This is a genomic window from Bradyrhizobium sp. ORS 86 (assembly GCF_045571475.1).
In the GTDB taxonomy this organism is placed as follows: domain Bacteria; phylum Pseudomonadota; class Alphaproteobacteria; order Rhizobiales; family Xanthobacteraceae; genus Bradyrhizobium.
Window position 1 is genome coordinate 2,772,556 of sequence record NZ_CP120699.1, and the last position, 23,785, is coordinate 2,796,340.

General features: G+C 63.5%; 22 protein-coding genes. 14 read left to right on the top strand and 8 right to left on the bottom strand.

The annotated features are described in order from the left end of the window. Nucleotides 1-108 precede the first annotated feature (108 nt). Both gmd and P6U25_RS12475 read left to right on the top strand, forming a co-directional pair. Nucleotides 109-1,194: a GDP-mannose 4,6-dehydratase gene (gene gmd / locus P6U25_RS12470; RefSeq protein WP_407151464.1), complete on the top strand. Its 1,086-nt coding sequence runs from the start codon at nt 109-111 to the stop codon at nt 1,192-1,194. Beyond that, nucleotides 1,175-2,131: a GDP-L-fucose synthase family protein gene (locus tag P6U25_RS12475; RefSeq protein WP_407151465.1), complete on the top strand. Its 957-nt coding sequence runs from the start codon at nt 1,175-1,177 to the stop codon at nt 2,129-2,131. Before gmd ends, P6U25_RS12475 begins: the two co-directional genes overlap by 20 nt. Before the next feature lie 112 nt (nt 2,132-2,243). On the opposite strand, the gene P6U25_RS12480 is transcribed toward P6U25_RS12475, so the two are convergent. Continuing rightward, the gene (locus P6U25_RS12480; RefSeq protein ID WP_407151466.1) at nt 2,244-3,089 is read right to left on the bottom strand and encodes a uroporphyrinogen-III synthase; all 846 of its coding nucleotides are present in this window, start codon (nt 3,087-3,089) and stop codon (nt 2,244-2,246) included. Nucleotides 3,090-3,226: 137 nt separating this feature from the next. Here P6U25_RS12480 and purU point away from each other — a divergent pair, with 137 nt between their 5' ends. Further along, nucleotides 3,227-4,090: a formyltetrahydrofolate deformylase gene (gene purU / locus P6U25_RS12485; protein ID WP_407151467.1), complete on the top strand. Its 864-nt coding sequence runs from the start codon at nt 3,227-3,229 to the stop codon at nt 4,088-4,090. On the opposite strand, the gene P6U25_RS12490 is transcribed toward purU, so the two are convergent. Then, nucleotides 4,087-4,347, bottom strand: coding sequence for a hypothetical protein (locus P6U25_RS12490; RefSeq protein ID WP_407151468.1), 261 nt, complete (start codon nt 4,345-4,347; stop codon nt 4,087-4,089). The two genes, purU and P6U25_RS12490, sit on opposite strands and share 4 nt — an antisense overlap. Nucleotides 4,348-4,722: 375 nt before the next feature. Between P6U25_RS12490 and P6U25_RS12495 the strand changes: the two genes are divergently transcribed. The 10 genes from P6U25_RS12495 (at nt 4,723) to P6U25_RS12540 (ending at nt 16,128) form a co-directional block, all read left to right on the top strand. Continuing rightward, nucleotides 4,723-5,910: an ABC transporter substrate-binding protein gene (locus P6U25_RS12495; protein WP_407151469.1), complete on the top strand. Its 1,188-nt coding sequence runs from the start codon at nt 4,723-4,725 to the stop codon at nt 5,908-5,910. Nucleotides 5,911-6,091: 181 nt separating this feature from the next. Then, entirely contained in the window at nt 6,092-6,961 is an 870-nt protein-coding gene (locus P6U25_RS12500; RefSeq protein WP_407151470.1) for a branched-chain amino acid ABC transporter permease, read from the top strand. Between the two features lie 7 nt (nt 6,962-6,968). Beyond that, on the top strand, nt 6,969-8,000 hold the full coding sequence (locus P6U25_RS12505; protein WP_407151471.1) for a branched-chain amino acid ABC transporter permease: 1,032 nt from the start codon (nt 6,969-6,971) through the stop codon (nt 7,998-8,000). Beyond that, nucleotides 7,997-8,749, top strand: a complete 753-nt coding sequence (locus P6U25_RS12510; protein WP_407151472.1) for an ABC transporter ATP-binding protein — start codon at nt 7,997-7,999, stop codon at nt 8,747-8,749. The genes P6U25_RS12505 and P6U25_RS12510 overlap by 4 nt, the downstream gene beginning before the upstream one ends. Beyond that, nucleotides 8,742-9,458, top strand: a complete 717-nt coding sequence (locus tag P6U25_RS12515; protein ID WP_407151473.1) for an ABC transporter ATP-binding protein — start codon at nt 8,742-8,744, stop codon at nt 9,456-9,458. Before P6U25_RS12510 ends, P6U25_RS12515 begins: the two co-directional genes overlap by 8 nt. Nucleotides 9,459-9,477: 19 nt before the next feature. Continuing rightward, nucleotides 9,478-10,596: a cobalamin-independent methionine synthase II family protein gene (locus P6U25_RS12520; protein WP_407151474.1), complete on the top strand. Its 1,119-nt coding sequence runs from the start codon at nt 9,478-9,480 to the stop codon at nt 10,594-10,596. A gap of 477 nt (nt 10,597-11,073) precedes the next feature. Further along, nucleotides 11,074-12,429, top strand: a complete 1,356-nt coding sequence (locus tag P6U25_RS12525; protein WP_407151475.1) for a hypothetical protein — start codon at nt 11,074-11,076, stop codon at nt 12,427-12,429. 60 nt (nt 12,430-12,489) lie between these two features. Continuing rightward, nucleotides 12,490-13,683 (top strand): methionine adenosyltransferase, encoded by a 1,194-nt coding sequence (metK, locus tag P6U25_RS12530; protein WP_407151476.1) that lies wholly within the window; start codon nt 12,490-12,492, stop codon nt 13,681-13,683. A gap of 201 nt (nt 13,684-13,884) precedes the next feature. After that, a complete protein-coding gene (gene ahcY / locus P6U25_RS12535) occupies nt 13,885-15,312 on the top strand; it encodes an adenosylhomocysteinase (protein ID WP_407151477.1) in 1,428 nt (475 codons plus the stop codon). A 354-nt stretch (nt 15,313-15,666) separates the two neighbouring features. After that, entirely contained in the window at nt 15,667-16,128 is a 462-nt protein-coding gene (locus P6U25_RS12540) for a hypothetical protein (protein WP_407151478.1), read from the top strand. Nucleotides 16,129-16,243: 115 nt separating this feature from the next. On the opposite strand, the gene P6U25_RS12545 is transcribed toward P6U25_RS12540, so the two are convergent. From P6U25_RS12545 to P6U25_RS12560, 4 genes are read right to left on the bottom strand one after another with little or no spacing between them, the layout of a single operon-like run. After that, the gene (locus tag P6U25_RS12545; protein WP_407151479.1) at nt 16,244-17,026 is read right to left on the bottom strand and encodes an IclR family transcriptional regulator; all 783 of its coding nucleotides are present in this window, start codon (nt 17,024-17,026) and stop codon (nt 16,244-16,246) included. A gap of 26 nt (nt 17,027-17,052) precedes the next feature. Then, nucleotides 17,053-17,817 carry an SDR family NAD(P)-dependent oxidoreductase gene (locus tag P6U25_RS12550; protein WP_407151480.1) on the bottom strand — a complete coding sequence of 255 codons (765 nt, stop codon included), beginning with the start codon at nt 17,815-17,817 and terminating at the stop codon, nt 17,053-17,055. Continuing rightward, nucleotides 17,814-19,538, bottom strand: coding sequence for an FAD-dependent oxidoreductase (locus tag P6U25_RS12555; RefSeq protein WP_407151481.1), 1,725 nt, complete (start codon nt 19,536-19,538; stop codon nt 17,814-17,816). Before P6U25_RS12555 ends, P6U25_RS12550 begins: the two co-directional genes overlap by 4 nt. Nucleotides 19,539-19,548: 10 nt before the next feature. Further along, the gene (locus P6U25_RS12560; RefSeq protein ID WP_407151482.1) at nt 19,549-20,751 is read right to left on the bottom strand and encodes an ABC transporter substrate-binding protein; all 1,203 of its coding nucleotides are present in this window, start codon (nt 20,749-20,751) and stop codon (nt 19,549-19,551) included. A 394-nt stretch (nt 20,752-21,145) separates the two neighbouring features. Between P6U25_RS12560 and P6U25_RS12565 the strand changes: the two genes are divergently transcribed. Next, nucleotides 21,146-22,075, top strand: coding sequence for an aspartyl/asparaginyl beta-hydroxylase domain-containing protein (locus P6U25_RS12565; RefSeq protein WP_407151483.1), 930 nt, complete (start codon nt 21,146-21,148; stop codon nt 22,073-22,075). 169 nt (nt 22,076-22,244) lie between these two features. Here the strand turns inward: P6U25_RS12565 and P6U25_RS12570 are convergent, their stop codons facing one another. Continuing rightward, nucleotides 22,245-22,400 (bottom strand): hypothetical protein, encoded by a 156-nt coding sequence (locus tag P6U25_RS12570; protein ID WP_407151484.1) that lies wholly within the window; start codon nt 22,398-22,400, stop codon nt 22,245-22,247. A gap of 239 nt (nt 22,401-22,639) precedes the next feature. Then, nucleotides 22,640-23,746: a trypsin-like peptidase domain-containing protein gene (locus tag P6U25_RS12575; protein WP_407151485.1), complete on the bottom strand. Its 1,107-nt coding sequence runs from the start codon at nt 23,744-23,746 to the stop codon at nt 22,640-22,642. Nucleotides 23,747-23,785: the final 39 nt, after the last annotated feature.

Here is a 23,785-nt window from a genome sequence, read left to right on the forward strand (position 1 = left end):
GTTCCTAAATCGCTGATTTCAAACGACTATGGCATTAGACTTGGTCCGGGTCGGATGCTACAGACCGCCCCTGTTTGGATGGTGCGGGTTTCGCGCTCTGGAGATGACATGGCAGCTCAGGATTCGAAACGGCGCGTTGCGCTAATCACCGGTGTCACCGGGCAGGATGGCGCATATCTCGCCGAATATCTGCTCGGTCTCGGCTACACTGTGCATGGGATCAAGCGCCGGTCGTCCTCGTTCAACACCGCGCGTGTCGACCATCTCTACCAGGACCCCCATGTCGGCAACGTGCCATTCCTGATGCACTACGGCGACATGACCGATTCTACCAATCTGATCCGGCTGATGCAGCAGATTCGTCCGACCGAGATCTACAATCTCGCCGCCCAAAGCCACGTTCAGGTCAGCTTCGAGAGCCCGGAATACACCGCCAACGCGGACGCCATCGGCGTGCTGCGCCTCCTGGAGGCGATCCGGATCCTTGGTATGGAAAAGGAGACGCGGTTCTACCAGGCCTCGACCTCCGAGCTTTACGGCCTGGTGCAAGAGGTGCCGCAGAAGGAGACCACACCGTTCTACCCGCGCTCGCCCTACGGCGTGGCGAAGCTGTACGGCTACTGGATCACGGTGAACTACCGTGAGGCGTACGGCATGTTCGCCAGCAACGGCATCCTGTTCAACCATGAGAGCCCGATCCGCGGCGAGACATTTGTGACGCGCAAGATCACGCGTGGCGTCGCACGCATCGAAGTCGGCCTGGAAGACACGATCTATCTCGGCAATCTCGAGGCCAAGCGCGACTGGGGCCACGCACGCGACTATATCGAGGGCATGCACAAAATCCTGCAGGCGGACGCGCCCGACGATTTCGTGCTGGCGACCGGAGAGACGCATGCGGTGCGCGAATTCGTCGAGCTGGCATTTGCCGAGATCGGCCGCACGATCGAATGGCGAGGCAAGGGCGTCGATGAAACCGGTGTCGACAAGGCGTCCGGCAAGACCGTGGTGCGCGTCGACCCGACCTATTTCCGCCCGACCGAGGTTGATCTCTTGATCGGCGACTCGAGCAAGGCGCGCGCCAAGCTTGGATGGAGGCCGAAGACATCCTTCGCACAACTGGTGAAGGAAATGGTCGCAAGCGATCTCGCAGAGGCCAGACAGGACGCCGCCAATGGCAATCACTCCGTATGAACTGAAGGGCAAGACGGTCTTCGTCGCCGGCCATCGCGGCATGGTCGGCTCGGCGCTGATGCGCCGGCTGGCGCACGAGAAGGCAGAGGTCCTGACAGCATCGCGCAGCGAGGTTGATCTGCGCAATCAGGCCGCGGTGAATACGTGGTTTGCCGCGAAGCGTCCGCAGGCCGTGTTCCTTGCCGCGGCCAAGGTCGGCGGCATCGTCGCCAACAACACGCTGCGGGCCGAGTTCCTCTACGACAATCTGGCGATCTCGACCAATGTGATCCAGGCCGCTCACGCCAATGGCTGCGAGAAGCTGATGTTCTTCGGCTCGTCCTGCATCTATCCGCGGCTCGCACCGCAGCCGCTGCGTGAGGATTCGATGTTGACCGGCCCGTTGGAGCAGACCAACGAGCCCTATGCGATTGCCAAGATCGCCGGCATCAAGATGGCGGAGGCCTATCGCAGCCAATACGGCTCCGATTTCATCAGCGTGATGCCGACCAATCTCTACGGCCCCGGTGACAACTATCATCCAGAGTACAGCCACGTCGTTGCTGCGCTGATCCGCCGCTTCCATGAGGCCAAACTGTCGGGAGCGACTAACGTCGTGGTGTGGGGCACTGGCACGCCTCGGCGCGAATTCCTCTATGTCGATGATCTCGCCGACGCCTGCATCCACCTGATGAAAACCTATTCCTCTGCTGAACTGGTCAATATCGGCACCGGCGAGGATATCAGCATCGCTGAATTCGCCCGTGTGGTCGCGGCTGCGGTCGGCTATCGCGGCGAGATCAGCTTCGACACGTCGCGCCCGGACGGCACGCCGCGCAAGCTGCTCGATGTCAGCCGCTTGGCCAAGCTCGGCTGGCGCGCCTCCACCTCGCTCGAGAACGGCATCAGGCTCGCGTACCAGGCCTATCTGAGCGAGACCAAACAGGCGGTCGAGTAGCGCGCGACTATCACCACCCGGCCATTGTGAGCATAAGCAAAGTAATCCACCTCTCCGCGCGAGGAACGGATGGATTGCTTCGTCGCTCGCGCTCCTCGCAATGACGACCTGGCTACTGCCGTGCCGCCATCCGCGGCGGGTTCTTCGACAGGGCGGTCGCCATGGCCGAGATCAGCGGCTTCATGAAGAACGCGTCGTTGGCCGGATAGATGTCCGTGCGCAGGCCATGGGCCTTCAACTCGTCGGACACAATGGGGCCGACGGAGGCGATCGGCGTCTGCTTCAGCCCATCGCGCAACTGAGCCTCGCAATTGTGCGCCCGCGCCACGTCGATCAAGCGGCGGACTTGCCCCGAACTCGTCAGTGCGATCGCGTCGATGCGGCCGCGCGCCATCTCATCGATCGCGGCGACGATGTTGGCGTCGGCGGCGCGCGCGTCGTAGACGTAGGGCAGGACGGTATCGACGTCGGCGCCCTGCGCCTTGATCGCGCCGATCAACACGCTGTGGTCCTTGTCCGGGTAGAGCTGCAGGCCCACGCGATGGCCGTTCAGGTCGAGCTTCGACAGCATTTCGGCGACACCTTCCGATGTCGGCTTCTCCGTCGTCATCTGGGGCTCCAGCCCAATCTCGCGTAAGGCGCGGCCGGGTTTGGGGCCGCGGGCAAACTTGCGCGCCTTGCCGATGCTGCCGACGAATTCCGCCTCGGCCCCGGTCCGGCGCACGAGCTTCATCAGGCGGCGCAGGCCTTCGCCGGTCATCAGCACGAGATCGTCAAGCGGCCGCTCGATCGCACGGCGGATCCAGGTCTCGATCGGCGCCGGGTCGGGCGCATCATGGATGGTGAACATCGGGCATTGCAGCACATCCGCGCCCTGCTCAGCGAGCAAGCGGGAAAACTGTGCCTCCTCGCGGGTTTCGAGGATCAGGATGCGGTAGCCGTTCAGCCGGTCAGCCATGATGGTGCTCTAACAAACATTGCCGTCTTTTGTTCGATTTGAACCCTGCTACGGGATTGGCGCAAGGGTGCGGGCGGTGATAGACGAAGGCCAAAATCGTCGCTCCGCGGCTCTTGCTCAAGTTCTGGTCAATTGGCATGCCCGACCATCAATTCGTTTTGACCCTGTCCTGTCCGGATCGCCCGGGAATCGTCTCGGCGGTGTCCACCTTCCTAGCTCACAACGGGCAGAATATCCTGGATGCCCAGCAGTTCGACGATACAGAGACGGGCAAGTTCTTCATGCGCGTGGTCTTCACCGCGGCGGACCTCGCGGTCGAGTTGCCGGCGCTGCAGACCGGCTTTGCCGCGATCGCCGAACGCTTCAGCATGGAATGGCAGATGCGCGACCGCGCCAGCCGCCGCCGGGTGATGTTGCTCGTTTCCAAGTCCGATCACTGTCTGGTCGACATTCTCTATCGGTGGCGCACCGGAGAGCTCGAGATGATCCCGACCGCGATCGTTTCCAATCATCCGCGCGAGACCTATGGCTCGCTCGATTTCGGCGACATCCCGTTCCATTGCCTGCCGGTAACAAGGGAAACCAAGCGCCAGCAGGAAGACGCGGTGTGGAAGCTGGCGCAGGATACCCAGACCGACCTCGTGGTCTTGGCGCGCTACATGCAGATCCTGTCGGACGAGATGTCGGCGCGGCTGTCAGGCCGCTGCATCAACATCCATCATTCGTTCCTGCCGGGCTTCAAGGGCGCCAAGCCCTACCATCAGGCGCATGAGCGCGGCGTCAAGCTGATCGGCGCCACCGCGCATTACGTCACCAGCGATCTCGACGAGGGACCGATCATCGATCAGGACGTCGAGCGGATCAGTCACCGCGACACGCCCGAGGATCTCGTCCGCAAAGGCCGCGACATCGAGCGCCGCGTGCTGGCGCGGGCGATCCGCTATCACTTGGCCGACCGCGTCATCCTCAACGGCTGCAAGACCGTGGTATTTGTCGACTAATGAGCCGCGCCCTGTGACGTCGGGACTGGCGTCGATGCCGCCTTGGGATCGTCGCCGCGCTCGGCCGCCGGCATCAGGCGCTTGCGCTCGCGCTCCTTCATGAACTCATCGTATTTGGCGGTCCCCGGGCGGGGCGGGGCGTCGGCGGGCAAGCCGCCGGCCCAAGCCGGAAGATAATCGCCGACGCCGGCTGCCATTTTCTCGTTGAGCGAGCTGCACCCGCTGAGCGCGGAGGCCACCAGCACGAGGGCGGTCATGATGAGGACAGGGCGGATGCAGTTCGGCATGTGGGAAGGGTACGACCCTAATTTTTGAGGATACTGAACTAGAGGCGCGACGCTTCGTCCGCAATTGTGCTTCTTTGTTGACAGCTTCGTTTGCTTCGCATGATCGTCCAAATCGCAAGGCCTGCGAATCGTAGGTCGCGGGTCGCTTTGAGCGTTATGTTATGGTAATTTAATACCTTAAACCTAAATCAGCCGATGCCGGCTGCAGTGGACGGCACTCGCCCATCGTCCGATTGACAACAGGGCGGCGGAAGACGCCATGTCGCAATGCGGCTTTGGCCGCGATGCTGGCGAAACAAGAACCGGGGACTCGGTTCATCGCACAAGGAGGGGGAGAGAACGCTCATGGTCAATTTCAATCGTCGCAGGATGTTGCTGTGGGCGGCCACGGCGGCCACCCTCCCGGGGCTGTGCGCCGTCGCGCCGGCGCACGCCGAAGACACCGTGAAGATCGGCCTGATCGTGCCGATGACCGGCGGTCAGGCTTCGACGGGCAAGCAGATCGACAATGCCATCAAGCTCTATATGCAGCAGAACGGCGACACCGTTGCCGGCAAGAAGGTCGAAATCATCCTGAAGGATGACGCCGCGATGCCTGACAACACCAAGCGTCTGGCGCAGGAGCTGATCGTCAACGACAAGGTCAGCATCATTGCCGGCTTCGGCGTGACGCCCGCCGCACTTGCCGCGGCGCCGCTGGCGACGCAGGCGAAGATCCCGGAAGTCGTCATGGCCGCCGGCACCTCCATCATCACCGAGCGCTCGCCCTACATCGTGCGCACCAGCTTCACGCTGGCGCAGTCCTCCACCATCATCGGTGACTGGGCGGCCAAGAACGGCATCAAGAAGGTCGCGACGCTGACCTCCGACTACGCGCCGGGCAATGACGCGTTGACCTTCTTCAAGCAGCACTTCACCGCCGGCGGCGGCGAGATCGTCGAGGAGGTCAAGGTGCCCTTGGCCAATCCCGACTTCGCGCCGTTCCTGCAGCGCATGAAGGACTCCAAGCCCGACGCGATGTTCGTGTTCGTTCCGGCGGGGCAGGGTGGCAACTTCATGAAGCAGTATGCCGAGCGCGGCCTCGACAAGAGCGGCATCAGGGTGATCGGCCCCGGCGACGTCATGGACGACGACCTGCTCAACAACATGGGCGATGCCGCACTCGGCGTGGTGACCGCGCACATCTATTCGGCGGCGCATCCCTCGCAGAAAAACAAGGATTTCGTCGCCGCATATAAGAAGGCATTCGGCAACCGTCCGGGCTTCATGGCGGTCGGCGGCTATGACGGCATCCACCTGATCTACGAAGCGCTGAAGAAGACGAGCGGTGACAGCAACGGCGACAAGCTGGTCGCGGCGATGAAGGGCATGAAGTGGGAGAGCCCGCGCGGCCCGATCTCGATCGACCCGGACACCCGCGACATCGTGCAGAACGTCTATATCCGCAAGGTCGAGAAGGTTGACGGCGAGCTCTACAACGTCGAGTTCGCGACCTTTGAAGCGGTCAAGGATTCCGGCAAGACGAAGAAGTGACGCAGTCACCATTGCCGGGCGCGGGCTCTGCGCTTTCTACGTCCTGCTGGGGCCTGACCCCATCACCACGTTTTTTCCTTGGCGAGAAAGACGTGGATGGTCGGGACGAGTCGGGCCATGGCGCTGTACTCGACTTTTGCGGCGTGGTCTTCGTTGCGTCCTCGCGATTGAGCTGACCCCAATGGCTTCTGTCCTCACGAACCTGTTCGACGGCGTCGCCTACGGCATGCTGCTGTTCGTGCTCGCCTGCGGGCTTGCGGTGACGCTCGGGCTGATGAACTTCGTCAATCTCGCGCATGGCGCCTTTGCCATGGCCGGTGGCTACGTCTGCGCCGTGCTGGTGAATAATTCCGGCTGGCCGTTCTTTGCCGCGCTGCCGCTCGCTTTCGCCGCCAGCGCCGCGATCGGCGCCGTGATGGAGCAGGCGCTGTATCGTCATCTCTACACGCGCAGCCATCTCGATCAGGTGCTGTTCTCGATCGGCCTGGTGTTCATGTCGGTCGCCGCGGTCGACTACATCATGGGCTCGGCGCGGGTCTTCATCAAGTTACCGGCGGCGCTGGAAGGGCAGATCGATCTGTTCGGCGTCGGGATCGGCCGCTACCGGCTGATGATCGTCGTGATCTGCGGCCTGCTGACGCTCGCGCTGCAACTCATCCTGTCCAGGACTCGGTTCGGCAGCCGCCTACGCGCCGCCGTCGACGATCCGCGCGCTGCGATCGGGCTCGGCATCAACGTGCCGCAGGTATTCGCCTTCACCTTCGCTTTCGGCTGCGGACTTGCCGGCCTCGGCGGCGCGCTGAGCGCGGAGATCCTCGGGCTCGACCCCTATTTCCCGCTGAAGTTCATGATCTATTTCCTGATCGTCGTGACGGTCGGCGGCTCATCCTCGATCACCGGGCCGTTCCTGGCCTCGCTGCTGCTCGGGATCGCCGACGTTGCAGGCAAATATTACGTGCCGAAGATGGGTCCGTTCGTGATCTACACTGTCATGATCGTGATCCTGATCTGGCGCCCGAACGGCCTGTTCGGCCGCACCGCTGCGCGGTGAACGCGCCATGACCGCGCTGACGGACGTTTCCTCTCAAGCCGTTGCCGGCGCACGCTGGCGGCTCGGCGAGGTCGCGTTCTGGGTTCTGGCGCTCGCCTGCGCCTTTCTGTTCCCGTCGCGCTATCTGATCATGACCGACATCGTGCGGCTCGGGCTGTTCGCGCTGTCCCTCGACCTCATCCTCGGTTATGCCGGCATCGTTTCGCTGGGCCACGCGGCGTTTTTCGGTATCGGCGCCTATTCGGCCGGGCTGTTGGCGTTGCACGGCATCATCAACGAGCCGGTCATCGCGCTCGTCGCGGCGGGTCTCGTCGCGGCCGCGCTCGGTTTCCTGACCAGCTTTCTTGTCATCCGCGGCGTCGACCTGACTCGGCTGATGGTGACGCTCGGGATCGCGCTCTTGCTGGAGGCACTCGCCGAGCGCTTTTCCGACGTCACCGGCGGCACGGACGGCCTGCAGGGCATCGAGATGCAGCCGATCCTCGGGCTGTTTGCCTTCGATATGTTCGGCAAGAACGGATTCTTCTATTCGTTGATCGTGCTGTTCGTCCTGTTCCTGCTCGCCCGGCGCATCGTGCATTCGCCATTCGGGCTGTCGCTGCGCGCGATCAGGAACAATCCGCTGCGCGCGGCGGCGATCGGCGTGCCGGTCAATCGTCGCCTGGTCGCGGTCTATACGCTCGCCGCGTTCTATGCGGGCATCGCCGGCGCGCTGTTCACCCAGACTACCGCGCTCGCCTCGCTCGACGTCTTCGCCTTCGAACGCTCGGCCGATCTGATGCTGGTGCTCGTGATCGGCGGCACCGGCTATCTCTATGGCGGTCTGATCGGCGCCGTCGTGTTCAAGATGTTGCATGAGTTCTTTCAGGGGATAACTCCGCAATACTGGCTGTTCTGGATCGGTCTCGTGCTGGTCGTGATCGTGCTGGTCGGCCGCGCGCGCATGCACCGCTGGGTGCTGTTCGTGCCGAATTTGATCATCCGCCAATTCGCCGGCCGCAAGGCTGTCGTCGCTGTTCCCGAGAGTGATGCGTCATGACAATCTCGCTCGAAACCCGCGGCCTTGAAAAATCGTTCGGCGGGCTTCGCGTCACCCGCGATCTGTCGCTGAAGGTGATGCGGGGCGCCCGCCACGCGCTGATCGGCCCGAACGGCGCCGGCAAGACCACTGTCATCAATCAGCTCACCGGCGTGCTCAGGCCGAACAGCGGACGCATCCTGCTCGAAGGTAGCGACATCACCGGCCTCTCCGTGCATAAGCGCGTGCTGCGCGGCCTGTCGCGCACCTTCCAGATCAACCAGCTTTATGCCGATCTCACCCCGCTCGAGACCATCGGGCTTGCCGTCTCCGAGCGGATGGGCCGCGGCGGCGACTGGTGGCGGCGGATGGGCACACGCGACGATGTCAATACGGAGATCGCCGAGATTCTCGCGCGCTTCCATTTGCTCGACGTGATGAGCGAGCTCACCACGACGTTGCCTTATGGCAAGCAGCGCCTGCTCGAGATCGCAGTGGCGATCGCCGCCAAGCCGCGAGTCCTGCTGCTCGACGAGCCGGCGGCCGGCGTGCCCGAGAGCGAGCGGCACGACATCCTCGCGGCGGTCGCGGCGCTGCCGCGTGATGTCACGGTGCTGCTGATCGAGCACGATATGGACTTGGTGTTCTCCTTCGCCGACCGCATCTCGGTGCTGGTCAATGGCGGATTGCTCACTGAAGGCGCGCCCGACGAGGTCGCGCGCGATCCGCAGGTGAGGGCGGTCTATCTCGGCGAGGCCGCCGATGCCTGATCTTCTTTCCGTACAGGACCTGCGTGCCGGATATGGCGAGGCGGTGGTGTTGCCCGGGATGTCGCTCAGCCTCGCGGAAGGCCAGGTGCTGGCGCTGCTTGGCCGCAACGGCACGGGCAAGACCACGCTGATCAATTCGATCGTCGGCATCGTCAGGCGCTTCGGCGGCAGCGTGTCGCTGGCGGGCCGTGACATCTCGGCGATGCGGCCCGACCAGCGCGCTCGTGCCGGCATCGGCTGGGTGCCGCAGGAGCGCAACATCTTCCGTTCGCTGACCGTGGAAGAGAACATGACTGCGGTGGCGCAGCCCGGGCCGTGGACCGTCGAACGGGTGTATGAGATGTTTCCGCGGCTGAAAGAACGCCGCGGCAATTTCGGCAACCAGCTCTCCGGCGGCGAGCAGCAGATGCTGGCGATCGGTCGCGCGCTGACGCTGAATCCGAAGGTGCTGCTGCTCGACGAGCCGACCGAGGGCCTCGCGCCGATCATCGTTGAGGAATTGTTAAAGGCGATCGGAACCATCACGCGCTCGGGGGGTATTTGTTCGATTATCGTCGAGCAGAACGCACAAAAGATTCTGGGGCTTGCCGACCGCGTTGTGATATTGGAACGCGGCACGATCGTGCACGATGCCGCAAGCAGCGCGCTGAAAGCCGATCCGTCCGTCCTTGAACGCCACCTCGGCGTTTCAGGGGCCAAAGCACACTAGAAACGTCCGGGAGTCGATCATGCAGCGAACCAAGCCTCCGTTTCGTGCCGACGAGGTCGGCAGCCTGTTGCGCCCGCCGAAGATCAAGGAGGCCCGCGCCAGGCTGGAGAAGGGCGAGATCTCGGCCGACGATCTGCGCAAGGTCGAGGACATGGAGATCGAGAAGGTCGTGCACAAGCAGGCCTCGATCGGGTTGAAGCTTGCGACCGATGGCGAGTTCCGCCGTTCCTGGTGGCACTTCGATTTCCTTAGCCACCTGACCGGCTGTGAGCTGTTCCACCCGGAAATGGGTATTCAGTTCGCGGGCGTGCAGACCCGGCACGACGCCATCAGGGTGATCGGCAAGCTCGACTTTTCCGATCGTCACCCGATGCTCGATCACTTCAGGTTCCTGAAGAAATACGCCGACCAGGCCCATGTCACGCCGAAGATGACGATCCCGTCGCCGGCGGTGCTGCACTTCCGCGGCGGACGCAAGCTGATCTCGAGGGAGGTCTATCCCGATCTCGAGGAGTTCTACCAGGATCTCGGCAAGACCTACCGCAAGGCGGTGAAGGCGTTCTACGACGCCGGCTGCCGCTACCTGCAATTCGATGACACGGTGTGGGCCTATCTGTGCTCGCAGGAGGAATTGCAGAAGTCGCGCGATCGCGGCGACAATCCCGATGGCCTGCAGGAGATCTATGCCCGCATCATCAACTACGCGATCGCCGAGCGTCCCTCGGACATGGTGATCACCACCCATGTCTGCCGCGGCAATTTCCGCTCCACCTGGATTTCGTCTGGCGGCTACGAGCCGGTCGCCGAGACCCTGCTCGCCGGCACCAACTACGACGGCTATTTCCTCGAATATGATTCCGACCGTGCCGGCGGCTTCGAGCCGCTGCGCTTCCTGCCCAAGGGCAACAAGGTCGTGGTGGTCGGCGTCATCACCTCGAAGTTCGGCGAGCTCGAGAAGAAGGACGACATCAAGCGGCGGCTGGAAGAGGCGGCGAAGTTCGCTCCGCTCGAGCAACTCGCGGTGTCGCCGCAATGCGGCTTCGCCTCGACAGAGGAGGGCAACATCCTCTCCGAGGAGGAGCAGTGGGCCAAGCTGCGACTCGCGGTCGAGGTCGGGAACGAGGTGTGGGGGAAGTAAGACCGCCTCGGTTGTCGTCATTGCGACGAGCGAAGCGACGAAGCAATCCACTCTTTCCCTCCGCGGAGGCATGGATTGCTTCGCGGGGCCTGTCATCGGGCGCGCATTCGCGCGACCCGTTGGCTCGTAATGACGTGGCAAGAGTGAGCATCATCTTCCTGCCGGATCGACCTCGCCGAGCAGCGAGGAATTCGACTACCGTAGCTGCCTGCCCGTAGTCGCGGCGACGACCTCGGCACGGACCCCCGCCGGCACCTGCCCGGAACGAACTGTCGGCGCCCCGGGCGAGGCGGGCGCAGCAAGGCCTGATCCACCCTCGATACCCTGACTGGACCCGGCGCTGCCAGCCGTGCGGCTCACGCACGTTTGCTGATCGGCGCGCAGATAGGGGTTCAAACGGTGGGCAAGACGTGCTACGAGACAATCAACCTTTAGCTCTGCCCACCATCGTCCCAACTGTCCGCCCACGCCCGCTCCATGAAGAACGACGAAATCCTCGGCCAGATCACGGACTTCTGCCGTCGTTCCGACATGGCGGAGACGACGTTCGGCCGCCGGGCCGTCAACGACGGCAAGCTGGTGCACCGGCTGCGCGAGGGCAAGCGCATCACCATCGATACGCTCGACCGCATCAACGCCTTCATCGCCACCTCCACGCCGGGCGGCGTGGCGCCGCCGCGCGGCCTGGTGGTGCCCCTGGAGAAGCGCGATCCGCGGGGCAATTTCCGCTTCTTCGAGAATCGCCAGCGATATCTGCTGTTTGTCCATACTTGCAGCGAGAAACGGGTGATTGCTGACCGGGTCGCGCTGGAATTGTCGGCGATCCATCCGCGGCCACCGGCGCTGCGGGTGTTCGACGCCGGCATGGGCGACGGCACCGTGCTGGCGCGGGTTCTGCGGGCGATGCACGGCCGCTTCCCCAATATGCCGTTCTACGTTGCCGGCAAGGAGCTCAGTCTCGAGGACGTCCGCCTCACCCTGGACAAGGTGCCGGATCGCCTGTTCGAGCATCCGGCGAGCGTGTTCGTCTTCACCAACATGTACTACGCGGAGGCGCCCTGGCTGACACCGCGGTCGAACACGGCCGCCGCGAGCATGATCTGGCACGAGGTCCCCCTGCGCGGGGCCTCCTCGGGCGAATTCGAGGCCCAGATCGCAGAACTCGGCCCATTTCTCGAGCAAAACTGGCGGGCCATGGTGAGCCCGCGGACCGCCATGCCGATCTACGAGCGGCCGGTTGCTCTGGTGCTGTACCGTGACGATCACCGGTTTCTGCTCGACTCGATCATTCCCCGAGCCGGCCGGACCGAGGCCAATTTCGACCTTGTGATCGCCTCCCAGCCCTACCGGGCCAAATCCTCTGTGAATTTCCGCGCCAAGCGGATCATCGCGCCGCTGGCCCGGGCGTTGCGCGGCGGCGGGCGCCTGATAGGAATCCACTCCCATGGAGGCGACCCCGGGCTTGAAATTATTCAGGCCGTTTGGCCCGGAGAAAATCCTTTCGCCGTCAGTCGTCATGAGATATTGCGCGCGGTGAAATATGAGCTTGGGTCGACCGGGCGTGAGCTGAACTTCAACGCTTACGCGGATAACCGTTCGATCTTCCGATATGATATGGAAGCGCTGCCCAACGAGGTGACGGGCTCGATCGGAACCTCGACGGCCTTTGCAGCGTGGAATGCGGCAGTGTATGTCGCGCAGATCGAAGATGACCGGTTGACCGAAACGACCGAAAACGGACGAGCTCTCGAGGCCACGCGCGAAGTTCTCCGCAAACACAACGGGCTGTGGTTTTACGACGAATCCTACGTCATCTCGCGACGACGAGACTGACATTCCGGGGACATATTCACCAACGAACGTCGGCGTCCGACGAAACAAGGGGTTTGCTTGATGCGCGCGTCTTATCTGTTCACCAGCGAGTCGGTCTCGGAAGGTCATCCGGACAAGGTCTGCGATCGCATTTCGGACGAGATCGTGGACCTGTTCTATCGCGAGGGGCCCAAGGCGGGCATCGACCCCTGGCAGATCCGCGCGGCATGCGAGACGCTCGCGACCACCAACAAGGTGGTGATCGCCGGCGAGACCCGCGGCCCTAGCTCGGTCACCAACGACCAGATCGAGAGCGTCGTCCGCGACGCAATCAAGGACATCGGCTACGAGCAGGAAGGCTTCCACTGGCAGAACTGCGACATCGAGATCCTGTTGCATCCGCAGTCTGCCGACATCGCGCAGGGCGTCGACGGCAAGCAGCCTTCCAACCAGGAAGAGGGCGCCGGCGACCAGGGCATCATGTTCGGTTACGCCACCAACGAGACGCCGGACCTGATGCCGGCGCCGATCTTCTACGCCCACAAGATCCTGCGGCTGATCTCTGAAGCGCGCCACTCTGGCAAGGAAAAGGTGCTCGGCCCGGACTCCAAGAGCCAGGTCACCGTCCAGTACGAGAACGGCAAGCCGGTCGGCGTGCGCGAGATCGTGGTCTCGCACCAGCATCTGGTCGAGGACCTCACCTCCAACCAGATTCGCGACATCGTCGAGCCCTATGTCCGCGAGGCGCTGCCGAAGGAATGGATCAACGGCAAGACGATCTGGCATATCAACCCGACCGGCAAGTTCTTCATCGGCGGCCCCGACGGCGACTCCGGGCTGACCGGCCGCAAGATCATCGTCGACACCTATGGCGGCGCGGCGCCGCACGGCGGCGGCGCATTCTCCGGCAAGGACCCGACCAAGGTCGACCGTTCGGCGGCCTATGCCGCACGCTATGTCGCCAAGAACATCGTCGCGGCGGGTCTCGCCGACCGCTGCACGCTGCAACTCGCCTACGCGATCGGCGTTGCGCGTCCGCTGTCGATCTACATCGACACCCACGGCACCGGTAAGGTGCCGGAGGACCAGCTCGAGAAGGCGGCGGCGCAGGCGATGGATCTGACGCCGCGCGGCATCCGCACCCATCTCGACCTCAACCGCCCGATCTACGCCCGCACCTCGGCCTACGGCCATTTCGGCCGCACGCCGGACAATGAAGGCGGCTTCTCCTGGGAGAAGGCCGATCTCGTCGAGCAGCTCAAGCGCGCGCTCTGATGCTTTTACCTCGCCCCGCGTGCGGGGAGAGGTCGCCGCGAAGCGGCGGGTGAGGGGGACTCTCCGCGGACTCAGTCGGTGGATGGAGCCCCTCACCCCGACCCTCTCCCCGTAAGAACGGGGCGAGGGCGAATGCCCCGCCGCACGGCGTTGGGCTCGCTTTGCTACTGATACGCTGGACTCACCGACTAGGAAAACAACATGAACGCCCCCACGAAGCCCGGCTTCACCGACTACATCGTCAAGGATATTTCGCTCGCCGATTTCGGCCGCAAGGAGATCTCGCTCGCCGAGACCGAGATGCCCGGCCTGATCGCGACCCGCGAGGAGTACGGCCCCAAGCAGCCGCTGAAGGGCGCGCGCATTGCGGGCTCCCTGCATATGACGATCCAGACCGCGGTCCTGATCGAGACGCTCGCCGCGCTCGGCGCCGACATCCGCTGGGTCTCCTGCAACATCTATTCGACCCAGGATCACGCCGCCGCCGCGATCGCGGCTGCCGGCATACCGGTGTTCGCCGTGAAGGGCGAGACGTTGACCGAATACTGGGACTACACCGCCAAGCTGTTCGACTGGCACGGCGGCGGCACGCCTAACATGATCCTCGATGACGGCGGCGACGCCACCATGCTGGTGCATGCGGGCTATCGGGCCGAGCAGGGCGACACCGCCTTCCTCGACAAGCCGACCTCGGAGGAAGAGGAGATCTTCTACGCGCTGATCAAGCGCCTCCTGAAGGAGAAGCCGAAGGGCTGGTTCGCCGAGATCGCCAAGAACATCAAGGGCGTCTCGGAAGAGACCACCACCGGCGTGCACCGCCTGTACGAGATGGCCAACAAGGGCACGCTCTTGTTCCCTGCGATCAACGTCAACGACAGCGTCACCAAGTCGAAGTTCGACAACCTCTATGGTTGCCGCGAGTCGCTGGTCGACGGCATCCGCCGCGGCACCGACGTGATGTTGTCGGGCAAGGTCGCGATGGTCGCGGGCTTCGGCGACGTCGGCAAAGGCTCGGCCGCCTCGCTGCGCCAGGCCGGCTGCCGCGTCATGGTTTCCGAGGTCGATCCGATCTGCGCGCTGCAGGCGGCGATGGAAGGCTATGAAGTCGTCACCATGGAAGACGCGGCTCCTCGTGCCGACATCTTCGTCACCGCCACCGGCAACAAGGACATCATCACCATCGAGCATATGCGCGCGATGAAGGATCGTGCCATCGTCTGCAACATCGGTCACTTCGACAACGAGATCCAGATCGCGTCTTTGCGCAATCTGAAGTGGACCAACATCAAGCCGCAGGTCGACGAGATCGAATTCCCCGACAAACACCGCATCATCCTCCTGTCGGAGGGCCGTCTGGTGAACCTCGGCAACGCGATGGGCCATCCGTCCTTCGTGATGTCGGCCTCGTTCACCAACCAGACGCTGGCGCAGATCGAGCTGTTCGCCAATAACAAGGGCGGCAAGTACGAGAAGAAGGTCTACGTGCTGCCGAAGACGCTGGACGAAAAGGTCGCGCGCCTGCACCTCGCCAAGATCGGCGTCAAGTTGACCGAACTGCGCAAGGACCAGGCCGACTACATCGGTGTCAAGCCGGAAGGCCCGTACAAGTCGGATCATTATCGTTACTGATCCCGCATCTGTAGGGGCAGACCCGTGAGGAGTGGCTTCCGATCGGGCTTTGCCCTTTCGCATGCATGAAGAACGAACGATGGGTGACGATACGACCCGTCGAAGATGACTGCATGCGCCTAGCGGTCATCCAAGAACGCTGGCCCCGAGGCTTGGACTGAGCAAAGTTGTGGCTTGATAGGCGAATAGGCTGCGCCCACCATCGACTAGCAGCTCAAGCATTGGCATTGGTTCTTGATTATCGGCACTGGGCTACGCCATGCTCAAGCGGCCAGCCGGTATCCGATGATGTCGCAGATCGGCTAGAGCGGAATTAGTGCGCTCTAAACTGTTTCAGTGCAACAACGGTGGTCGATGATTGATCCTGCGCGCTCGATTGGTAAACGTGAATTCGCCGTGGCTCTCGGCGGTTCTCTCGCAATCACCGCAGTCTTTCTTCCGATCGCGCTTTGGCTGGGAAGGGAATACGTGCCAGATGTTCGGCCAACTGGTGCTGTTGTAGCTTTGCTAACAAAGTTTGAACCGGATGGAGGATTTGCTTTCAGCGCTCCAACACAGATGCTCGGCGAACATATCGATGATGATCCAAGAAATCAGCGATCGCCGGTTGTCGTTTATGAAGGGGCTACCCCGCTGAAGTTCCCAAGGAGCGCCCGCGCGGACATTCAAAATATAGGACTTGGTCGGTTCAACTTTGTCAGGCAATCGCACGATACGGTTACGACGTATGTTGTCTTCTCAACCAGCGACAACTCTGATCCGCGGACGAATGGTCGAAACTATTGGCTAGTTCTGCCGGCTGCTTCTACGCACTGACGAAGTCTACGCGTCGTTTTGCGTGTTCGCATCCATTTTCGTAAAACAGAAATATTTTTCAGGCCAGGTCTTGCGCCGTCGGGCAACTCAGTGATAGCGGCCGTCGCTCCGACGCCTACACTGTGCCGTGGCCCAACTGTCTCGAGATATCGCTCGCACAATTGCGCAGCGCGGTCGCGATCGTGCTGCCCCAATTGACGTCGAACGTGCCCTCCGGCCCCATCGCCGTGATGACGAGTGCGACGTGGCCGGCATGATCGAACACCGGAGCTGCGAAGGCGTTGACGCCGGGTAACGGATCGCCGATGGCGCGCGCCAGCCCGTGGCTGCGGACCTCGGCCAGCATCTCCGTGGTCCTCGCGCTTGTTGGCGCGCGCTTCGGATTGTAGCCGACACCGAGGCGATCAAGACCGCTTTCGAGCGCCGTCCTGACCGCATTCGGCGGCATGAAGGCGGCGAATGCCCGGCCGGTCGCGGTCTCAAGCAGGGCCACGACCGATCCGACGCGCATTGCGATGTGCACGGGATGGCTCGGCTCCTCGAGCCGCACCACAGTCGGCCCGTGGGTGCCCCAGACAGACAGCGACACTGCATGATTGATGCTGTCGGCGAGGGTGGCGATCCGCGGCGTCGCGATGCGTACGGCCGAAAGCCGGCGCAGACTGATCAGGCCGAGCTCGAGTGCGAGCGCGCCGATCTCATAGCGGCCCGTGGTCTCGTCCTGCTCGATCAGTCCGATGCGGGAGAAGCTCACCAGATAGGGATGCGCCTTGGCCGGCGGCATGCCGGCTTCGCGCGCAAGATCGCGCAGCATCATCGGTTCGCCGCTGCGGGCGAGCGCGCGCAGCAACTCTCCACCGACCTCGATCGACTGTATGCCGCGGCTTTCTTTCGTCATGGCCCTGCGAGCTCTCGACAACGTCCTTATACGGCCAGAAATCCTCCGTCGACGGGCATGGTCACGCCGTTCACATAGGACGCGAGTTCGGAGGCGAGAAACACCACCGGGCCGACCAGCTCCTCCGGCTCCCCGACACGGCCGAGCGGCGTGCGGCCCAGAAATCCTGCGAGCCGGGCGGGGTCGCTGCGAGTCGCTTCAGTCATGGCGGTCGCGATCACGCCGGGGGCGATGGCGTTGACGCGGATGCCGTCGGCCGCGAGTTCGCGCGCCAGCGCCTGCGTCAACAGCTTCACGCCGCCCTTGGACGGCGCGTAACCCAGCGTGTCGGCAACCCCGACGAAGGAGGCGATCGAACCGAGATTGATGATCGCGCCGCGGGTCTCGCGCAGCGCCGGCAGGAAGGCGTGGGTCACGTTGAAGGTGCCGGTGAGGTTGACGTCGAGCACCCGCCGCCAATTGTCGTGCGCCTTGGGCGAATCGATCCCCTCGCGAATGATGATGCCGGCGTTGTTGACCAGCACCGCGATCGGCCCGATCTCGCGGCCGATCCTCTGCGCCAGCGCATGACAGGCCGCGGCATCCGACACGTCGAGGCGAAAGGCCCAGGCGGCGCAGTCAGACCCGCGGATGTCGGCCGCGGTTTGTTCGGCGCCGGCGAGATCGATGTCGGTCACCACCACATCGGCGCCGTGGGCCGCAAGTCCGCGCGCGATGGCGCGTCCGTTGCCGTGGGCCGCGCCGGTGACCAGCGCGCGCTTGCCGGCCAGCAATTGGGCGACCGCGCTCATGCCGCGCTTCTTTCCGACGTGGCCGATGCAAGGTGACGTCCGGCGATGTAGCCGAAGGTCAGCGCCGGGCCGAGGGTGATGCCGGCGCCCGGATAGTTGCCGCCCATGATGCTCGCCATGTCGTTGCCGGCGGCATAGAGCCCGGGGATGACATGTCCCTCGGCATCCAGCGCGCGCGCCTGCGCGTCGGTAACGATGCCGGCATAGGTGCCGAGATCGCCGATCACCATCTTGATCGCATAGAACGGTCCGTGTTCGAGCGGCGCCACGCAGGGGTTCGGCCCGTGCAGCGCGTCGCCCTGATAGCGGTTATAGGCGCGCGAGCCCTTGCCGAAGGCGGGATCGCGCCCTTCCGCGGCGAGCTTGTTGAAGTCGGCAACCGTTGCCTTCAATCCGCGGGCGTCGATGCCGGCCTGCGCGGCGAGTTCGGCGAGCGTATTGCCGCGCTTCAGATACCCCGTCTTGAGATGATGGCCGAGCGGCATCGGGCGCGGTGGCACGCAGCCGAGGCCGTATTTGCGCAAGGTCCGGTGATCGCAGACAAGGTACGCCGCGATCTCCTCGCTGGGCTTGGCAGCCTTCATCATCTCCTGCACGAAGTCGTGGTAGGAGTTGCCCTCATTGGCGAAGCGCTTGCCGTCGCGCATCACCGCGATCACGCCGGGCTTGGCGCGGTCGATGAAGTGCGGCATCACGCCCTTCGAGCCATCCTTGCGCGTGGTGACCGAGACCGGCACCCAGGCCGCCGCGTTGGGGAGCGAATCCTCGACCCGGCCGCCGACGGATTCCGCGAGCCGCAAGCCGTCGCCGGTGTTGCCGGTCGGGCCGGGCGAGTAATGCTCCTTGCCCGTCGGTGCATGCGGGAACATCTTCTGCCGCCGTGCGACGTCATGCGGAAAGCCGCCGCAGGCGAGCACCACGCCGCGCCTCGCATTGATCCGGATCGTGCGGCCCTGGCGTTCGACCACCGCGCCGCGCACCGCGCCGTTCTCGATGATCAATTGGCGCACCGGCGAATTGAGCCAGAGCGGCACGTTGAGGTCGAAGGCGGATTTGGCCAGCCGGCCGGCGAGCGCATTGCCATTTGTGAGGGTCATGCCGCGGCCATGGCGCACCACGTCGCCGGCATGCTTCGAGAGGCGCTTGGCGACATAGGCCGCCGAGGCCAGCGAGCGGGTTGCGCGCATGAAGTGGATGATCTCCTTGCCGGAGCCGAGCATCATGCCGAACACGGTGAGCTCGGGCAGGGGGCTGCCGAGATCCTTGATGTGGTTGCCGAGCTCACGCCCGTCGAACGGGCGGGCGACCATCGAGCGGCCACCCTGCGCGCCGCCCGGCGCTTCGGCATGATAGTCCGGGAAGGTCAGCGGCATGTCGAATCGCACCGCTGTCTTGGTGGTGAAGAAATCGACCGCCTTCGGCCCTTCGGTCAGGAACGCATCGACGCGCGCGGCATCGAAGCTGTTGCCGGCTTCGTGCCTGAGATAGGTCCTGGCCTGGTCGGGGCTCTCCTCGATGCCCCAGGCTTTCGCCAGAGACGTGCCGGGGATCCAGAGCCAGCCGCCGGAACGCGCAGTGGTGCCGCCGAAGCGCGGCTCCTTCTCGACGACGAGCACCTTCAGCCCGTGGTGGGCCGCGGTGACTGCGGCCGACAGGCCGCTGCAACCGGAGCCGACCACAAGCGCGTCGCATTCGTAGGTCTCTTGCGCGTTGTCTGCCATACGACCGATCCTATTTCTTCAACAGCGGGCACTTCGACTCGGACACCGGACGGAACGCATCCTCGCCTTTCACCGTCTTGACGATATCGAGATAGTCCCACGGCTCCTTGGATTCCGACGGCGACTTCACCTTGGCGAGGTACATGTCGCGGATCACGCGGCCGTCCTCGCGCAGCTTGCCGCCGTGCACGAACGTGTCCTCGATCGGCAGTTCGCGCATCTTGGCCATCACCTTCTGCGGATCGTCGGTGCCGGCGGCCTTGATCGCCTTGAGATAATGCAGCACCGAGCCGTAGACGCCGGTCTGGATCATGGTCGGCATCACCTTGGTGCGTTCGTAGAATTTCCTCGACCAGGCCCGTGTCTTGTCGTCCATGTTCCAGTAAGACGCCGTGGTCATGTAGGTGCCTTGCGCCGCTTTCAAGCCGATCGCGTGGATATCGGTGTCGAACATCAGGAGACCAACGAGCTTCTGACCGCCCTGCACGAGACCGAATTCGCCGGCCTGCTTGATCGCGTTGTCGGTGTCCTGGCCGGCATTGGCGAAGGCGACCACGTCGGCCTTGGAGCTTTGCGCCTGCAGCGCGAAAGAAGAGAAGTCGGCGGTGTTGGTTGGATGCCGAACGCTGCCGAGCACCTTGCCGCCCATCTCATTGATGAAGCGCGTGGCGTCCTTCTCGAGCTGCTGGCCGAAGGCGTAGTCCGCCGTGATGAAGTACCAGGACTTGCCGCCCTGCTGGATCACCGCGGAAGCTGTCACCTTCGACAGCGCGTAAGTGTCGTAGGTGAAGTGTACGGTGTTGGGGCTGCACAGCTCGTCCGTCAGCGAGCTCGCGCCGGGACCGGACAGCAGCGCGATCTTGTTGCGCTCGCGGACCATGTTGTGGACGGCGATCGCGATGCCGGAGTTCGGGATGTCGACCACCGCGTCGACCTTGCCGTTGTCGAACCAGCCGCGCACGATCTGCACGCCGACATCGGTCTTCATCTGGTGGTCGGCCGAGATGATATCGATCGGCTTGCCGAGCACCGTCGGCCCGAACTCCTCCACCGCCATCTTGGCCGCCTCGACCGAACCCGGGCCCGAATTATCGCGGCCCCAGCTCGACAGGTCGGTCAGCACCCCAATGCGCACGACGTCGTCAGAGACCTGGGCGTGAGCGACCGATGTCATGGCCGCAAGAATGGCGACTGCCAAAATGTGTCTCATCATTCCTCCCTTTAGCTTCGCCGTTCGACGGCGGGTTAGCTTTGATTAGTAATTGTCTAACTAATTTGTCAATGATGAACTTCTCTCGCGGTTCGCGCTGTAGATCGATCCCTTCGTCTCCGCAATTTGAAGTCGAAAGTCCGCAGGTGTGATCGACGCGCTGCTTCCCTTTTGGTGAGCAAACGCTTACAAGAGCGCCGGGATGGCAACTCGGCAGGGCTTCCGGGACCGGGGTCGGATCTGCCGTCGCGCCAACCCGCTATGAAACAAGGGGATTTCGCGAACGCGATGCGCTTTGAGCTTCTGCTTGTCCTGGGCCACCGGCCAGCCGGACCGGCTGTTGCGGGACAGGGCGAGGGGAACGGACCGCGTCGGGGGCCGCGATCACAGACGGATCATGTTGAGACAGCTCTTTGCGCCGCAGCTCGTTCTTCTCTACGTGCTGGTGGCTTCCACGCTCTATGTGCACTTCCGCGGCAAGCAACGGCTGCGGTTCGCGCGCCAGCTCGGCGATCACTCGACCTATCTCGCGCCTTACAACGTGCTGATGTATGCGGGCTCGGCAGTGCCGAACACGCCGGTGATTCCGGTCGAGCAGTTTCCGGAGCTGAAGAAGCTCTCTGACAACTGGGAGATGATTCGCGACGAGGCGACGCGCCTGTTCGACGAGGGCTTCATCCGCGCCGCAGCGAAGAACAACGACTGGGGCTTCTATTCCTTCTTCAAAAGCGGCTGGAAGCGCTTTTACCTGAAATGGTACGACGACTTCCTGCCGTCGGCGCGCACGCTGTGCCCGAAGACGGTCGAGCTGTTGAATTCGATCCCGAACGTGCACGGCGCGATGTTCGCGATGCTGCCGCCGGGCGGCAAGCTGGGCGCGCATCGCGATCCCTTCGCCGGCTCGCTGCGCTACCACCTCGGCTTAGTGACGCCGAACTCGAACCAGTGCCGCATTTTGGTCGACGGCGTCGAATGCGTCTGGCGCGACGGCGAGGCCTTCATGTTCGACGAGACCTTCATCCACAGCGCCGAGAACAAGACCGACGTCAACCGCATCATCCTGTTCTGTGACGTCGAACGCCCGATGAAGTTCGGCTTCATGACCGCGATGAACCGCTGGGTCAGCCACAACATCGTCAAGGCGTCGGCCACGCAGAACGTCGACGGCGAGCACGTCGGTGCGTTGAACAAGGTGTTCGGCAAGCTCTATGAGCTCCACCTCGCCAGCCGCAAGGTCAAGGACTGGAATCGGAGCGTGTACTACACGCTGAAGTATTCGGTGACCGCGCTGATTCTCGGCCTGATCGTTGTGTCGGCACTGCGGTAATCGCGATGCCGCTGCCACGCTGAAAGCAAAGGCCCCGGAGCGTGCTCCGGGGCCTTGTCTTCTAGGGGTGCAGCTTCGTGACCAGGCGCGGCCGTTTCGGTGATATCGCCAGTCCGCAAATGCGAGATCACAACCGCCGAAGTGCGAGCTGTGACGCTAACGGCCAAAATCAGTCGCGCTCGAAAATCCTGGCGCCGGGGTAGACACGCCGGGCGTACGCGACGACCCACTCCCGGTCCTGAGTCTCCAGGAACGGAGTTCGGATCTTGCACGACCCGACGATGAGGTGCCAAAGGCCATTCAGCTTCTGAATGTTGACGATCATTTGAGGATTCCTCAACGAACCGGTGTTGCAGGCGACACCTGGTTCTCGTGACAGTCTTCCCAATCATTGCGAGTGTAAAAATCTCTCTCCGCCGCTCAACTGTACGAGCGTAGGCACAGGGCATGACAAGGAATCACAGAGATCATACCAAGGTATGTTGATGTCTGTCCGGAGGAGCAACGGGAGCGCGTTAGTTCCATCTCGCGAGTCGCAAGGTCAAGGAATGGAATCGCCCGGTCTTAGCGAATGAGGCGACTTCTGTTGGCGAGCGTGCCGTTGTGCGCGAGCGGCGGCGCCACTCGAACCACAATGTTGGCGAGGCCGCCCTCGCGTTCGAGCGTCAGCCTGACGTCCTGGCCGATCCGGGCGAGGCCCACCAGATTGCGAAGCTGGGCTGCGGTGCGGATCGGGTGGCCGTCGGCCATGGTGACGACGTCGCCTTTGCGCAGGCCGGCTCGCTCCGCAGGCGAATCCGCTGCGACCTCGGCGATCACGGCGCCTTCGCTGCGGCCCCTGTTGCTGGATGGACGCAGGTCCTGCAGCGCGATTCCGATGCGGCCGCGTTCGACGTGCCCGGTGGCGATGATCTGCTCCATCACCCGCCGCGCCATATTGACCGGAATCGCAAAGCCGATCCCGACATTGCCGCCCGCGGGCGAGATGATCGCCGAGTTGATGCCGACCAACTCGCCGCGCAGGCTGACCAGCGCGCCGCCGGAATTGCCCGGATTGATCGCGGCATCGGTCTGGATGAAGTCCTCGTAACCTTGCTTGGCAAGGCCGGTGCGTCCGAGCGCACTGACGAGCCCCGAGGTGACGGTCTGGCCGAGGCCGAAGGGGTTGCCGATTGCGAGCACGAAGTCGCCGACCTCGAGCGCGTCGCTATCGCCGAGCGGAAGCGCCTTGAGGTCACCAGGGTTTTCAATCTGCAACACGGCGACATCGGTCGGCGGATCGCGGCCGATCACCTTCGCGGCGAACTGCCGGCTGTCCTTGGTGGTGATCTGAACGACCGATGCGCCTTCGACGACATGGTTGTTGGTCAGGACATAGCCGCGCTGGGCATCGACGATCACGCCGGAGCCGGCGGCGTTGACCTCGTGCTCGATCTGCTTCGGAACGTCGAAGAATTCGCGGAAGACGGGATCGCGGTAGAGCGGGTTGTCCTCGCGGACCCGGCCATGCACGGAGATGTTGACGACCGCCGGCGTGATCCGGCGGACCAGCGGCGCCAGTGTCGGGATCGAGCCGCCCGTTCGCAAGTCCGGCACCTGGGCCACGGCCGGATGCATCACCGACAGCGCCAGCACCACGAGACCAAGCGAAAGCCAATATGCACGAACCATCTTCGCCATCCGTCGTTTCGCCTAGGTGCGAATTTGGAA

What these genes read in the sequence shown, in the direction of transcription:
- P6U25_RS12560 (WP_407151482.1), bottom strand. Translation starts at nt 20,751, where the DNA reads ATGATGAGACACATTTTGGCAGTCGCCATTCTTGCGGCCATGACATCG.
- P6U25_RS12525 (WP_407151475.1), top strand. Translation starts at nt 11,074, where the DNA reads ATGAAGAACGACGAAATCCTCGGCCAGATCACGGACTTCTGCCGTCGT.
- ahcY (WP_407151477.1), top strand. Translation starts at nt 13,885, where the DNA reads ATGAACGCCCCCACGAAGCCCGGCTTCACCGACTACATCGTCAAGGAT.
- P6U25_RS12520 (WP_407151474.1), top strand. Translation starts at nt 9,478, where the DNA reads ATGCAGCGAACCAAGCCTCCGTTTCGTGCCGACGAGGTCGGCAGCCTG.
- metK (WP_407151476.1), top strand. Translation starts at nt 12,490, where the DNA reads ATGCGCGCGTCTTATCTGTTCACCAGCGAGTCGGTCTCGGAAGGTCAT.
- P6U25_RS12495 (WP_407151469.1), top strand. Translation starts at nt 4,723, where the DNA reads ATGGTCAATTTCAATCGTCGCAGGATGTTGCTGTGGGCGGCCACGGCG.
- P6U25_RS12480 (WP_407151466.1), bottom strand. Translation starts at nt 3,089, where the DNA reads ATGGCTGACCGGCTGAACGGCTACCGCATCCTGATCCTCGAAACCCGC.
- P6U25_RS12515 (WP_407151473.1), top strand. Translation starts at nt 8,742, where the DNA reads ATGCCTGATCTTCTTTCCGTACAGGACCTGCGTGCCGGATATGGCGAG.
- P6U25_RS12475 (WP_407151465.1), top strand. Translation starts at nt 1,175, where the DNA reads ATGGCAATCACTCCGTATGAACTGAAGGGCAAGACGGTCTTCGTCGCC.
- P6U25_RS12570 (WP_407151484.1), bottom strand. Translation starts at nt 22,400, where the DNA reads ATGATCGTCAACATTCAGAAGCTGAATGGCCTTTGGCACCTCATCGTC.
- P6U25_RS12555 (WP_407151481.1), bottom strand. Translation starts at nt 19,538, where the DNA reads ATGGCAGACAACGCGCAAGAGACCTACGAATGCGACGCGCTTGTGGTC.
- P6U25_RS12550 (WP_407151480.1), bottom strand. Translation starts at nt 17,817, where the DNA reads ATGAGCGCGGTCGCCCAATTGCTGGCCGGCAAGCGCGCGCTGGTCACC.
- P6U25_RS12510 (WP_407151472.1), top strand. Translation starts at nt 7,997, where the DNA reads ATGACAATCTCGCTCGAAACCCGCGGCCTTGAAAAATCGTTCGGCGGG.
- P6U25_RS12490 (WP_407151468.1), bottom strand. Translation starts at nt 4,347, where the DNA reads ATGACCGCCCTCGTGCTGGTGGCCTCCGCGCTCAGCGGGTGCAGCTCG.
- P6U25_RS12505 (WP_407151471.1), top strand. Translation starts at nt 6,969, where the DNA reads ATGACCGCGCTGACGGACGTTTCCTCTCAAGCCGTTGCCGGCGCACGC.
- P6U25_RS12545 (WP_407151479.1), bottom strand. Translation starts at nt 17,026, where the DNA reads ATGACGAAAGAAAGCCGCGGCATACAGTCGATCGAGGTCGGTGGAGAG.
- P6U25_RS12500 (WP_407151470.1), top strand. Translation starts at nt 6,092, where the DNA reads ATGGCTTCTGTCCTCACGAACCTGTTCGACGGCGTCGCCTACGGCATG.
- purU (WP_407151467.1), top strand. Translation starts at nt 3,227, where the DNA reads ATGCCCGACCATCAATTCGTTTTGACCCTGTCCTGTCCGGATCGCCCG.
- P6U25_RS12565 (WP_407151483.1), top strand. Translation starts at nt 21,146, where the DNA reads ATGTTGAGACAGCTCTTTGCGCCGCAGCTCGTTCTTCTCTACGTGCTG.
- P6U25_RS12575 (WP_407151485.1), bottom strand. Translation starts at nt 23,746, where the DNA reads ATGGTTCGTGCATATTGGCTTTCGCTTGGTCTCGTGGTGCTGGCGCTG.
- gmd (WP_407151464.1), top strand. Translation starts at nt 109, where the DNA reads ATGGCAGCTCAGGATTCGAAACGGCGCGTTGCGCTAATCACCGGTGTC.
- P6U25_RS12540 (WP_407151478.1), top strand. Translation starts at nt 15,667, where the DNA reads ATGATTGATCCTGCGCGCTCGATTGGTAAACGTGAATTCGCCGTGGCT.